At 62.9% G+C, this 12,939-nt stretch carries 12 protein-coding genes and 2 pseudogenes; 7 read left to right on the top strand and 7 right to left on the bottom strand.

The genetic code is table 11. The features are described from left to right. Nucleotides 1–79 precede the first annotated feature (79 nt). A complete protein-coding gene (cprA, locus tag FEM01_RS02425; RefSeq protein ID WP_138217685.1) occupies nucleotides 80–1,237 on the top strand; it encodes a cationic peptide resistance protein CprA in 1,158 nt (385 codons plus the stop codon). Nucleotides 1,238–1,272: 35 nt separating this feature from the next. On the opposite strand, the gene FEM01_RS02420 is transcribed toward cprA, so the two are convergent. After that, nucleotides 1,273–2,277: a transporter gene (locus tag FEM01_RS02420; protein ID WP_138217684.1), complete on the bottom strand. Its 1,005-nt coding sequence runs from the start codon at nucleotides 2,275–2,277 to the stop codon at nucleotides 1,273–1,275. A 241-nt stretch (nucleotides 2,278–2,518) separates the two neighbouring features. On the opposite strand from FEM01_RS02420, the gene FEM01_RS02415 reads away from it, so the two are divergent. From FEM01_RS02415 to FEM01_RS02400, 4 genes are all read left to right on the top strand, one after another. Further along, nucleotides 2,519–4,669, top strand: a complete 2,151-nt coding sequence (locus tag FEM01_RS02415; RefSeq protein ID WP_138217683.1) for a TonB-dependent siderophore receptor — start codon at nucleotides 2,519–2,521, stop codon at nucleotides 4,667–4,669. Nucleotides 4,670–4,824: 155 nt separating this feature from the next. After that, a complete protein-coding gene (locus FEM01_RS02410) occupies nucleotides 4,825–5,784 on the top strand; it encodes a ribonuclease Z (RefSeq protein WP_138217682.1) in 960 nt (319 codons plus the stop codon). Between the two features lie 127 nt (nucleotides 5,785–5,911). Continuing rightward, complete coding sequence (locus tag FEM01_RS02405) at nucleotides 5,912–6,517, top strand: hypothetical protein (protein WP_138217681.1); 606 nt, start codon at nucleotides 5,912–5,914, stop codon at nucleotides 6,515–6,517. 97 nt (nucleotides 6,518–6,614) lie between these two features. Beyond that, nucleotides 6,615–6,824: a hypothetical protein gene (locus tag FEM01_RS02400; protein WP_138217680.1), complete on the top strand. Its 210-nt coding sequence runs from the start codon at nucleotides 6,615–6,617 to the stop codon at nucleotides 6,822–6,824. A 56-nt stretch (nucleotides 6,825–6,880) separates the two neighbouring features. Here the strand turns inward: FEM01_RS02400 and FEM01_RS02395 are convergent, their stop codons facing one another. After that, nucleotides 6,881–7,756: an AEC family transporter gene (locus FEM01_RS02395; protein ID WP_138217679.1), complete on the bottom strand. Its 876-nt coding sequence runs from the start codon at nucleotides 7,754–7,756 to the stop codon at nucleotides 6,881–6,883. A gap of 444 nt (nucleotides 7,757–8,200) precedes the next feature. Between FEM01_RS02395 and FEM01_RS02390 the strand changes: the two genes are divergently transcribed. Then, nucleotides 8,201–9,505, top strand: coding sequence for an MFS transporter (locus FEM01_RS02390; protein WP_138217678.1), 1,305 nt, complete (start codon nucleotides 8,201–8,203; stop codon nucleotides 9,503–9,505). 89 nt (nucleotides 9,506–9,594) lie between these two features. Next, nucleotides 9,595–10,149 carry a YbhB/YbcL family Raf kinase inhibitor-like protein gene (locus tag FEM01_RS02385; RefSeq protein ID WP_138217677.1) on the top strand — a complete coding sequence of 185 codons (555 nt, stop codon included), beginning with the start codon at nucleotides 9,595–9,597 and terminating at the stop codon, nucleotides 10,147–10,149. Nucleotides 10,150–10,228: 79 nt separating this feature from the next. Here FEM01_RS02385 and FEM01_RS02380 read toward each other — a convergent pair whose 3' ends face one another. From FEM01_RS02380 to FEM01_RS02360, 5 genes and pseudogenes are all read right to left on the bottom strand, one after another. Continuing rightward, nucleotides 10,229–10,960, bottom strand: coding sequence for a DNA-binding protein (locus tag FEM01_RS02380; protein ID WP_138217676.1), 732 nt, complete (start codon nucleotides 10,958–10,960; stop codon nucleotides 10,229–10,231). A gap of 271 nt (nucleotides 10,961–11,231) precedes the next feature. Next, the gene (locus FEM01_RS02375; protein WP_138217675.1) at nucleotides 11,232–11,492 is read right to left on the bottom strand and encodes a DUF6555 family protein; all 261 of its coding nucleotides are present in this window, start codon (nucleotides 11,490–11,492) and stop codon (nucleotides 11,232–11,234) included. A gap of 110 nt (nucleotides 11,493–11,602) precedes the next feature. After that, nucleotides 11,603–11,770 (bottom strand): annotated as a pseudogene (locus FEM01_RS02370) (general stress protein); the annotation flags it as partial. Nucleotides 11,771–11,957: 187 nt separating this feature from the next. Continuing rightward, nucleotides 11,958–12,518, bottom strand: a pseudogene (locus FEM01_RS02365) (ATP-dependent Clp protease proteolytic subunit); the annotation flags it as partial. A 104-nt stretch (nucleotides 12,519–12,622) separates the two neighbouring features. Next, a complete protein-coding gene (locus FEM01_RS02360; protein ID WP_138217672.1) occupies nucleotides 12,623–12,796 on the bottom strand; it encodes a general stress protein in 174 nt (57 codons plus the stop codon). Between the last annotated feature and the right edge of the window lie 143 nt (nucleotides 12,797–12,939).

Raw genomic sequence — 12,939 nt, 5'->3', positions numbered from 1 at the left:
ACGCTCACCTGTTTTTCACACCCCGTTGACACTTTCCCCCTTCAAATGCGCAACACCCTTATACCTCCGAGGTAACGCCATGAATGCACTGACCCACGCGGGTGTTTTCGCCCCATCCACCCTGCGCGAAGATATCTTGATCACCGGCGCCACGGGTTTTCTCGGTGGTTCGGTAGCCGCTCAGTTGATCGCCGCAGGTCAAGGTGCCGGGCTGCACTTCCTGGTGCGCAGCGATTCGCCAGCCGAAGGCCTCGAACGCCTGCGCGGCAACCTGCTGCAACATGGTGTTAGTCAAGCCCAATGCCTGGCGCTGAAAGAAACGCAGATTGTGTGCGGCGATTTGCTCGATACCTCATGGCTGGCCCAAGCAACCCCACGGCTGCTGCAGATGGACCGAGTGATCAATTGCGCGGCCGTGGCGTCGTTCTCGAAAAACCCGACGATTTGGCCGGTGAACGTCGAAGGCACCTACGCCCTCGCCGAGGTGCTGAGCCACTCGGCGCGGCTCAAACGCTTCCTGCATGTGGGCACGGCCATGTGCTGTGGGCCCGAGCGGGAATCGCCGATCAGCGAGTCATGGGAGTTTCCAGAGGCCGAGCAACAACTGGTGGACTACACCGCGTCGAAAGCCGAGATCGAACGACGTCTGCGTGAACAGTTGCCAGGCCTGCCTCTGGTAGTGGCGCGACCTTCCATCGTGGTTGGTCACCGTAGCCTGGGATGCCAGGCCTCGGGCAGTATCTTCTGGGTATTCCGCATGGGCTTCGCCCTGGAAAGCTTCACCTGCGATCTGCACGAGCAGATCGACGTGATCCCGGTCGACTACTGCGCCGAAGCGTTGATCGGATTGGCCCGCAAGCCCCAACTCAGCCACGATCTCTATCATGTTTCGGCAGGGCGAGGCGCCTCCTGCACCTTCGCCGAAATCGACCGTGCGTTCGCCCAGGCCAATGGCATGGCGCCGGTTGGCGAACGCTATCGCAAAATCGATTCGGACGATCTCAAGTCGCTGGCCGGTCGCTTCGAGGCTCGTATCGGGCCGGCCAACCCACGCCTGGTGCTGCGTGCACTGCGCCTGTACAGCGGTTTTGCCGACCTGAACTACCTGTTCGACAACAGCCGGCTACTAGAGGAAGGCATCGCCGAACCACCGCGCTTTACCGACTACATGGATGTGTGCGTGCAATCGTCGCGGGCGGTGAGCATCGCCACCCAAATGCAGTGGGACTTCAAATAGCGCACAGCCCCGCTGGCGTAGCCGTGAGTACGCCTTCAGTGATCACCGCGCTTGCGAAACGCCCAGCGCCCGGCAATCACGGTAAAGGTCACGACCAACGCCACCAGCATCCAGAAACCGTGAGGGTCGTCCGCCAACGGCACGCCCCCCACGTTCATGCCAAAGAAGCCGGCGATAATGTTTATCGGCAGCGCCAGTACGGTCACCACGGTAAGCGTGAACAGTGTCCGGTTGTTCTCTTCGGTAAGCTTGGCGGCGATTTCTTCCTGCACCAGCTTGATGCGCTCCACCAAGCTGGTGAGGTCGTCGATGATCACTGCAATTTCTTCGGTCGAGGCCCGTAGCTGCTGGATGTCCTGCTCGCTCAACCACGCCGGGGGCCGGTTCAGCAGCCGTAACAGCGACCCCGGCTCCAGCGCCAACAGGCGTTGCAGGCGCACCAACACACGGCGCAGGCTACTGAGTTCGGCACGGTTATCGGACAGGCGCAGCGACAGCAACTGATCCTCGATGCGGTCTACCTTCAGCGTCGACTCGCGCACCACCCGAGTGAGCAGGTCACCCTGGTCGCGGACCAGGTGCACCAGCAATTCGACGGTGGAGCCGAAACGCTCGCCGCGCTTGACCGAAGAACGCAGCTCGTCCACCGAATGCAACGGCTGCAAACGAGCGCTGAGCAACAGCCGGCTGCGTGCGCAGGCCCATAACGTCGATACCTCCGAAGACACCAGGCCGAAGCTGAACACCATATCGTTGACCACCGCCAGCAGCGCGTCGTCGGTATGCTCGATGCGGGTGGAGCGCGACCCTTCGCGCAGGGTTTCGAAAAACGTTTCGGGCAGGTCCAGATGACTCTTCATCCAGCGCTCGCAGGCGGCATGGGCCAGGTTCAAATGCAGCCACAAGAATTCGTCGCCCGGTGATGAGCGCAGATAGGCCATGGCCTGAACGGCGTCGATCTCACGGCCAGGCTGGCCGGGGTGGAACACATAGGCATAAAGCAGGCCGTGCAGGTCGGCCTCAGGGTGCGGTGAGTGCATGCGCTAGCGAAGCCTCGGCAAAGCCTGGTGGACATCGCGCCATCTTGGGACTGTCATATGACGCTGGCGTGACATGCCTGTGTACCACTTGGCGCGGGGGTGCGGCCTGCGGACCTGGCATTGGCACGTGCGTCTCAAGTGGGATGTGGTATGCCACAAATATCTGGAAATGCGAATTGTTACCAGATAGTATCGCGGCGCGTTTCTACTTCCACTGCCTTGACTTCCAGGACCTGAACCCATGCGTTACAGGATTGTTTCGCTGTGCCTGCTCCACGCCGCCCCACTCCTGGCCTGGGCCGCACCAGCGCCCTCCGACACGCCCACGAGCATCCAGCTAGACGCCGTGAACATCAATGCTGACGCCGCCAGCTACGAGCGCGCCGACGGGCCGGTCGAGGGCTATCGCGCCACCCGTTCAGCTAGCGCGACTCGCACCGACACCGCCCTGCACGAAACCCCACAGTCGGTCAGCGTAGTGCCCAAGGATGTCCTGGAAGACACCGGCGCCACCCGTCTGCAAGATGCCCTGGACTACGCAGGTGGCGTTGGCCGGGCCAACAACTTTGGCGGCCAGGGCTTGACCACCGTCACCGTGCGCGGATTCACCACCGGCGAGTACTACCGTAACGGCTTCCCGATGAACCGTGGCTATCCGAACGCACCAGACGCCAACAGCGTCGAACGCCTGGAGGTGATCCGCGGGCCTGCCAGCAGCCTGTATGGTCGTGGCGACCCCGGTGGCACCTTCAATGTGGTCACCAAGCAACCCCAGGCAGAATCGAAAGTCACCCTGGGCAGCCAGTTCGACGACCAAGGCATGCACCGCGCGACCCTGGACGGCACCGGCGCACTGAACCAGGACGGCAGTCTGGTCTACCGCTTGAACGTGCTCGGCGAAGGCGGCGAGAGCTTTCGCGATAACGTGGAAAGCGAACGCTACAGCGTTGCGCCAGTGCTCAGCTGGCAGGTGAACGAGGTGACCAAGATCGTCTTCGAGGGGGATTTCCTGCGCAACAACCACCCCTTGGACCGCGGCCTGACCCGCTACGCCAACCAGCTCGGCAATGCCTCGCGTGACACCAACATCTGGGGCAAGGGCAGCGACAACATGCTGCACAACGACAACAACATGGCCCAGTTGCGCTTCGAGCACATGCTCAACGACGACTGGACCCTTGGCGGCGGCATGCAGTGGCTGGATGGCACGCTCGCGGGCAACGCCATCGAGGCCAACGTGTTGCAGGGAGACGGTCGCACGCTGGGCCGCAACTTCAACTACCGCAAGCTGGAATGGCGTGACCGCGACTACCAGCTCAACCTGACCGGGCATTTCGACACCGCAGGTTTCAGCCATACGCTGCTGACCGGCGTCGAGTACGAGGATTACGACTACAACTCGATCATCCGTCGCTCAGGCGGCGCTCTGACCGATTACCCGATCGACATCTTCGACCCGGTCTACGACCAGTCGCGCCCGGCGTTGACCCGCCTCACCACCCACGACAAGGAAAACCTCAAGACCTGGGCAGCCTTCGTGCAGGACCAGGTGGCTCTGACCGAGCGCCTGAAGTTCCTGGCAGGTGTGCGCTTCGAGCGCTTTGAGCATGACTACGTCAACAAGCTCAACAGAACTGGCAGTGGCGATTTCAACAAGGCTGAAAACGGCGTCACCCCGCGTGTCGGTTTGCTGTATGACCTGACCGACACCGTTGCGGTGTATGCCAACACGGCGCGCTCGTTCAAGCCCAACACGGGTACGCCTGCTGGCAATACCGGGCGCGGCTTCGATCCCGAAAAAGGCAAGTCGTACGAGCTGGGTATCAAGTGGGAAGCCCTCGACCGCCAGCTGAGCGTCGACGCGGCGATCTACCACATCGTCAAACGCAACGTGCTGGCCAACGACCCCACCCAACCGACCAACACGTTCAAGATCGCTGCCGGTGAAGTCCGCAGCCGTGGCCTGGACATCAACATCGCCGGTAACCTCACGCCCGAATGGCGCGTGATCGGCGGCTACGCCTATGTTGATGCCGAAGTGACCAAGGACACCAGCCTGCCGACCGGCACCCGGCTTGCCAACATCCCGCGCAATAGCGTCAGCCTGCTGAACACCTACGAGTTTCAGGACGGCTGGGCCAAGGGTCTGGGCATGGGCATGGGCGTGAAGTACGTGGATGAGCGCAACGGACAGACCTCGGCGACCAGCTACACCATGGACCAGTACACCGTGGTCGACCTGCTGAGCTTCTATAAGGTCAATGAACACGTGCGCCTGAACCTGGATCTCAAGAACCTGTTCAACAAGGAGTACGACGAAGGCGCGTTCAACAGCTACGTCTACCCCGGTGCGCCACGCACTGTGCAGGCTGGGGTGTCGTACACCTTCTAATTGCCCCGCCCATGCGCGCCAGCCTGCAATAGCGCTGGCGCTGCTGCGTCTGATGGCCGGTCCTTGCCCTAGCCTGTTTCCCGGTGGCCCGCCATGCTAGCCTCCGCGTGCCTCGCCCGTTGAGGCAGGACAGTCTTCACGTCAAGGAGTCAGGCATGGACCTGCAGTTTCTGGGCACTTCTTCCGGGGTGCCCACAAAGGCCCGTAACGTCAGCGCCACCGCTGTGATCGAGTCCGCCGGGCACGGCTGGTATCTGGTCGATTGCGGCGAAGGCACCCAGCACCAGCTGTTGCGCAGCCCATTATCGGTGCGCAACTTGCGCGCCCTCTTCATCACCCACGTGCACGGCGATCACTGCTTCGGGCTGCCGGGCCTGCTGGCCAGCGCCGGCATGTCCGGGCGCAGCGAGCCGTTGCCGCTGGTGCTGCCCGCCAGCCTGCAAGCCTGGTTGGCGCAGAGCCTGGCGGTGAGCGAAACCTACCTGCCATTCGAGCTGCAGATGCACGCGCTGGAAACCTTCAGCGGCTTCACCAGCGGCAATGTCAGCGTGACCACCCTGGAGCTGTCGCACCGTGTTCCATCCTGGGCCTTTGTATTCACCGAACGCGACCCGGAGCCTCGGCTCGATACCGAACGACTGAAAGCCGACGGTATCCCGGCCGGCCCACTGTGGGGTCAGCTGGCCCGTGGCCACGCGGCGCTGCATGACGGCGTGTCGCTCGACCCACAGCACTACCTGCAACCCACACGGCCACCACAGCGGATCATCGTCTGTGGCGACAATGACCGCCCGCAGCTGCTGGCAGAGCTCGCCCAGGGCGTGGATGTACTGGTGCACGAGGCCACCTTTACCGAACCTGTGGTTGAGCGCAGCCAGAACAGCTTCGGCCACAGCACTGCGGCGGCGGTAGCCCGGTTCGCCGAACAGGCCGGGGTGAAAAACCTGGTACTGACCCACTTCAGTGCCCGCTACCAGAGTGCGCCTGGGCGTGGTAACAGCATCGAGGACGTGCGCCAGGAGGCGTTGGCCGACTACAGCGGCAATCTCACCCTCGCCCGCGACTTGCAGCGTTATCACCTGGGTCGTGACGGGGTTTTATTGCCGATCGACTGACTACCGAGGCCATCGGTATGTCCAGTTGCCACGATTGCAGCCGCTCTGGCTCGCGGGTTCTAATCCCGCCGCGTCGGTCCTGACCGGCATTTGCACCCGTAATCTGGCAACTCAAGGAAGCCTTACGATGGACAGGAAGATCGTACCCCTGGCGCTACTGGCCACCCTGCTCGGCTGCTCCGACGACCAGCAGGCCACCGAAGCCGGGCTGCGCAAGGCCGCCCAGGCCTGGCTCGACACCCAATATCCGCGCTGCTTCGTGGTCGGCCATTTCCCCGCCCACACCCGTGATTTCGATGTCGATGGCACCAACCAGGCCTTGCGCGCACTGGCCAAGGCCGGCGTGGTCAGCGAAAAGGAAATTCGCCGCACCGAAGTGCCCGAACGGCTGTGGCAGCCGGCCCGCACCGATATCTACTACGCCTACGAACTGACCGACAACAGCCGCACCTACTACAAGGCTGACGCCCTTAACGGCCAGGGAGGGCTGTGCTTTGGCAAGGCGCAGGTCACCCAGATCGAAGGCTTCACCCCACCGCAGGCGCAAGGTGGTCAGCAACGCACGCAACTGACCTACCGCTACCGCATCGACGACCTGCCAGGCTGGGCCAACGACCCGGCGTTGGGCGCCGCGATCAAGGGCCTGGCACAGGCGTCCGCCAGCGCTGCCAAGCCGATCCAGGCCACCCAGAGCATGCTGCTTACACCGGCCGGCTGGGTAAGCGAGGGCTGAAACGTTCTGTTAATGCTGGGAAAATCCACGGTCTCCATCATGCGCAGCACTTGGCCTTTGGCCAGCTGCCCATGAATCGAAACTGGAGACCGCTGTCATGAAAACCCTGCCCCTGATCCTCGCCCTGCTCGCCAGCACCACCGTGACCTCGGTGTTCGCAGAAGGGGGCGCTGACCGCCTGCACGAACGCAGCGCACAATTGGCCGCTCACCGTAAGCAAAGCCAGCAGGCGCTGGCCAAAGCCAAGGCCGAGCAGGACAACCGCCAAGCCGATGCCCAGCGCCAGGCCGACAAACCCGCCAGCTGATCACACCCTCGCCGGCCGCACAGGGCCAGACCTGCCGCTGCGCCCTGTGACACCGTTTATAGCCACCCCGCCAGCACCACCGGTAACCACACGAACGACAGCAGCGTCGAACACATCACCAGGTTGGCCACCTGCTCTGGCTCGCGGTTCGCCCGCACCGCCAGCAGGTAGTTGAAGACCGCCACCGGCATCGCCGACTGCATCACCAGCACCGCTCGTTCAAGGCTCTCCAGCCCAAGCACCGCCCCCACGCCCCAGCCCACCCCGGCCCCCAGCACGATCCGCAGCCCACCCAGCAGCAACCCGCCGCCGATATGCCGTGGACGGATGCTGGCCAGCGAGACCCCGAGGGTCAACAGCATCAGCGGAATGGTCATGCCCCCCAGCAGGTCGACCGTGTTGGCCAGCCAGCGCGGCAGTTGCACATCGAGGAAGATCAGTGGCATGGCCCCGACCAGACTGATGACGATGGGGTTGCGCAGCAATGCCTTGGGGGATGCAGCGCCGCCGGCGATGGCAATCCCTGCGGTGAACTGGAAGATCGACAAGGTCAGGAAGAACGCCACCGCCAGGGCCAGCCCATGCTCACCGAAGGCGTACAGGCTGATGGGCAGGCCCATGTTTCCGGTATTGGGGAACATGAACGCTGGCAGCAGCACCCGCCAGTGCTTGCCACTCAAGCTGCATACCAGATACCCGACCAACGCCATGCCAAGCAGGCACAGGCAGCACGCCAGGGCCATGCTGGTGAACGCCGTCGGGTCCAGTTGCGTACGATTGAGGGTCGATAGCACCAACGCCGGGGTGCCCACGGTCATCACCACCTGGGCGATGAACTCGGTGGGATAATCAAGGCCGCGACGGGCCCAGGCATAACCGATACCGGCAACGATGAACACGGGCGCCAGGACGGCGAACAGCGATGCCAGCATGAGGCGGTTTCTCCCTGAAAGACGGCTGCCAGGCATTATGCGCAAACGTGCCGCGCTTTCCCATGCATAACGCCGCGCGATCACCTCCTCTCGAAACAGGTGAGTCCTGTTGAGTCAGACGGCAAAATTCATCGTCCTAGTGTTTTTTTGCGCGGCCCCTGCGGCCTCTCGTCGCAGGTCACGCCCTCTTGGCAAATCCGCCACAGTCCGTAGAATCGCGCTTCCTTTTCGCCCGCCGCCCTCCCGGTCGCCACCTTTTCGCCAAGACAGCATCTGCGCCTGGCACCGCTGCGCACAGGTGCAAGCAGGCTCAACCGCCCCCGCCCGGCTGTCGTTCGACCGCCCAGCGGTTGAATCTTGCCAGGGTCGCAGCCCGCCCAGGCCCTACCGCATAGCGCGTGCAACCGAAAAGGCACACCCGCTCGTTCCAATTTTGAGGTACGTATGTCTGCGCGTTTGCTGGCGATGGCGCTGGCGCCCCTGCTCGGCTTGTTCATCATTGCTCTGGGCAATGGTTTTCTGTCTTCACTCACCACCCTGCGTCTAGGCGCAGCCGGCGAATCGGCGACCACCATCGGTATCGTCTCGTCGGCCTACTTCATCGGCCTGACCCTGGGCGCCGTGTTCAACGATCGGTTGATCCTGCGCATTGGCCATATCCGCGCCTACAGCAGCTTCGCCGCGCTGATCGGCGCGACTATCCTGTTGCAGGGGCTGTTCTACGACACCCTCTGGTGGTCGGTGCTACGCCTGATCAACGGCTGGGCCGCAGTCGGCGTGTTCCTGGTCATCGAAAGCTGGTTGCTGCTGGCTGGCGACGCGAAGATTCGCGGCCGTTTGCTGGCGCTGTACATGATTGCCTTCTACGGTGCCGGGGTACTGGCCCAGGCCGCGTTGGGCGAGATCACCGCCTTGGGCGATAGTGCACCGTTCATGCTGGCCGGCATGCTGGCGACGTTGTCAGTGCTGCCGATCGTCATCCTGCCACGGGTATCGCCGCTGCTTGAGCATGTCGAGCCACTCAAGCCGCGCCAGTTGCTGGGCGTGGCACCGACAGGCCTGGTGGGCTGTTTTGGCTCCGGAATCATCATCGCCGGTATCTACGCGCTGCTGCCGTTGTACCTGCAACGGGTAGGCATGGATGTCGGTGACGTCGGCCGCATGATGGCCTGGGTGATCCTCGGCGCCATGCTGCTGCAATACCCGGTGGGGCGCTGGTCCGATCGCAAGGATCGACAGGATGTGCTCATCACCCTGGCTGCAGCGTGCACCGTCCTGTCGCTGCTGATCGTGGTATTGCCGACCGACACGGTGTTGCTGCCGGCGTTGATGTTCTTGCTCGGCGGTGGGGTATTCGCGCTGTACCCGGTGGCGGTGAGCAGCGCGGCCGACCGCGCCCCGGCCGATGCCCTGGTGCCGATGATCCAGGGCCTGCTGTTGATCAACTCGCTGGGCTCGGCCCTGGCGCCGCTGGCGATCTCGCCGATGATGACCCGCTACGGCGAAGTGGGCTTGTTTTGGGCCTTCGCGGTGATCAACCTGGCTATGGTCGGCTTCTTCCTGTGGCGCCGGGGCAAGCGCCCCAAGCCCGAGCACCCGGCACCGTTCGCCCCGACGGCGACCTTCTCGCCCAGCGGCGCCGAACTACGGGTGACCGAAGACCTGATGCACGCCGCTCAGGAGCACCCAACCCTGGACGCCATGGCTCCTGCCGCCTCGACCCAGGCAGTCCATCGCGACGCGCACTGATCTGCCAACCGCCCGTCGCCCGACGGGCACCCTGAAGGCATGGTCTAGACTACATGCTCTGCCTTGCGCGCTCGCTCAGGATGGATGACATGAAACTCTGGTACTGGCCGCTGTTTGCCCTTCTGCCCGGCGTGACGCTGGGCATGCAGCTCAACCACAGTCCGGCGCTGGCAATCAGTTCGGCGTCCTTTACCGACGGCGGCGTGATCGCTCTGCAACAGGTGGGGCCGGAGCCGGAGTGTGGCAGCGGCGAAGAGCGTACGCCGCAGGTGAGCTGGAAAAACCTGCCACAGCGCACGCAGTCGCTGGTCGTGGTGATGTTCGATCCAGACGGTGCCAAGGGCATGGGCGTTGTGCATTGGCTTGCGTATAACCTGGACGCTGCCAGTGGCGGCCTCGATGAGGGCGCGGCCGGACAGAGCAGCGAAATTGCCACATTGGGCCCCAACAGCCGAGGCACGCAGCGCTACCGTGGGCCCTGCCCGCCCGCTGGCGACAATCCACACCATTATGTGCTGACCGTGATCGCCACCGACCTGCCTGCGGGCAGCCTGCCAATGGGACTGGACCGGCAGCGGCTGATGGAGATCCTGCACGGGCACACGCTAGGTGCGCAAAGTCTGGTAGGCCGTTATGGGCATTGAGCCGGCGCTGCGAACCCGCGCTAGTCGGTGCTGAGACCGGCTGTAGAAAGTAGTCGCCGCGTTACCCGAAGGCCAGTCGCTATGGCAACCGCAGTTGCGCCAGTGCCTGGTCACGCTCGGCGCACTGACGCCGCAACTCCTCCCCTACCCCTTGCGCTTGCGCAAGCATCGCGCGCAGCCCCTGGACCTGAGCGTCACGCTGTTCAAGTTGCGCTTCCAGCCGCGCGAGCGCTTCCTGGGTCTGACGCTGCTCAGCCTGCAATCGCCCATTGTCACGGTGCAGTTGGGTCAGCTCTGCCTGACGCGCCAGGGCGCCTTGCTGCACGGTTTGCAACTGGCCCTGCAACTGGCGCAGCTGGGTTTGCTGGCGGCCCAGCTCCTGTTCGTGGCGTTGTTCGGCGAGCTGCAACTGCTGCTCCTTGTCGGCCAGGCGCAATTGCAGCGCACTCAGCTGGACCTCGTGCTGCTGATGCGCTGCGGCCAATGCCCGTTGGGCCAGCGCCAACTGCCCCTGCAGCTGTGCTTGCTGCTGCTCGAAGGCGGTCTGAGCCACCTCGACACAGGCTTGCGCTTCGCGCTGAAGCTGCGCCGAGAGCTGCTCGACCAGGCGCCCCAATGGGGCGCTCAACCCGGCGGCATCGCCCAACTTCACGGGTTGTTCCAGCGCCTTGAGGTAACGGTGGATGGTCGATTTCGACCCGGTGTTACCCAGTTCGATACGTACTGCATCGATACTTGGGTATTCACCCCTGGCAAGCAGCGTATCACGCGCTTGCTCAACAGCCTCTTTGGTTACACCCACCCGCGACATACCATTCTCCATTAAGCATGTACCGTGGTATGTACCACGTAAGATAGGCGTAATTGTGCAGGTGGAATCGCTTAAAAACAACCGACTCCCCGCTGGAGAGCCGGACCATTTTCAGTGCTTGGATCGGCGACGACGCACCCGATATCAAGCAAGCCTGGCCAGTACGACCACCATGCTGGCTAGATACACAGGCTTAGCCAACACCTCAATGTCAGGCGCCTGCAACTGCTCGTGCCCCCTGGCCGGTCATGGCTGCGGAACCAATGACTGACTATCTGGCAACCTCTGACACCTTGTCCGGGCGGCTGCCCGACAGTCGCCACGTCACTTGGGTAATGCCATAGCGCTCTGCCATCGGGCGGCTCACCTTGCGGATTTTTTCGCGGCCGAACTTCGGAATGATACCGATCCCGGCATCGCAACTGGCCCAGTGCCAGGCCTCAGCGTTATCCATGTGTTCCAGTCGAATGATGAAGCTACGCACTTGACCATGCAGGTGATAGTCGATGATGTACAACTGAGGGCTCGGCATCGCTATGGGCCTCCTTTCTCCATGGGTTATTAACTGATGGATCAGCCAGTTGCGTGAAAATTCAGAAAATTCACAGGCACGCTGACAAGGTGCAGTAGTGGCCAAAGGCCTTATTTCTGCGAAGGCGGCTCATGTGGGCCGTGGCGGCGCTGTCCACCCTTGCGGCCAGCCTCCGAAGCCCTGGCCCGGTCGTTGGCAAAATTACCACCTGAGTTACGCCCGCCTTTGCGGCCAGCCTCAGAGGCGCGCTCCCGGTCGTTGGCGAAGTTGCCGGAATTGGTTTGCTGGGTCCCGCCACGGCGGCTGGGTTGGCGCTGTTCTTCTGGCATGTCGGTTCTCCCTTGAGGGCAGGTAAAACATCCTTCAGTCATTCCGAGGGCAGACGGCGGCGCTCGACTCACTGGCAGTCATCTTTTTCGGACCGACGGTGACGTACGTTGCCGCTGCAGTAATTTGCACGCCCACTCAGGCGTGCACGCTCCATTGCGTGGCGTCAGCAGGTATCGGCAATTCGTCGACGGCATGAATCATGCCGCTGGCCAGCGCCTCTTGCGGCCCCAGGATGCGCGGGTAGGCCATGAGGTAGCGTGCGATGTCGAGCCCCTCGCTGGCTCCTTGGGTACGCTCGGCGACGACCTGCACATACAAGCGCAAGTCGTAGTCCAGGCTCATGGCGTACTCGGCCATTCGCGCGTGATCAACTGCCCCGTGCAAGGTCCAGTGAAACGGATGAAACAGGAACTTGCTGAAGGCGCAGGCTGTGCGGTGGCTGCCGGCCAAAAACAGGATATTACCCATGGACTCCACCGTACCCAGGTTGTGGGTGTGCACAGGCACCGGCAAGGCGCGCAAAAAGTTGTACAGCGTGAAGCCATAGCTACACTCGCCGCCCATGGTGGCGATGTTCAGCTGGATCAGGTCGGCGCCTTGTTGGGTGGCCTTGGCGCAGGTATTAATCAGGTTGCCGCAGGTGGCCGAGTTGATCGGCCCGGTGTAGTGGATGATGTGTCTGGCCATGCAGGCCTCCCATTGCGTCGCAGTGTGCTTGCGGTGGAGGCGATCGGGACGAGCAAAGTTCCGTTAGCAGCAGCGATGCAGTGCCAGGCAGGCCCGGCACTGCAATCGGTCATTTACGCACGGTCGCCCTTGCGCCCGGTGTCCGTGGTCTGGCGGTGTTGGCCGGACCCGGAACTTTGCCCACCTTTGCGGCCGGCTTCGGAGGCCTTCTCACGATCATTGGCGAAGTTTCCAGGGTTTTTCGAACCGCCCTGGTTGCCCATCCTGCTGTTCTCTTTGTTGGCCATGGTCTTCAACCTCGTGTGGCTTGAGAGTGCACGGCACGCTTGCCGTACAAGGTTGTGAGTACGCAGGCACAAAGGGATTCGGTCTATTGCACATCGGGCAGACCGGTGGCGCTAAACAAAGCAGTCGACTCTATCTGGGGCGC

This window comes from Pseudomonas mosselii (assembly GCF_005796105.1).
GTDB lineage: Bacteria > Pseudomonadota > Gammaproteobacteria > Pseudomonadales > Pseudomonadaceae > Aquipseudomonas > Aquipseudomonas mosselii_C.
This window is presented reverse-complemented; position numbering and strand designations above follow the sequence as displayed.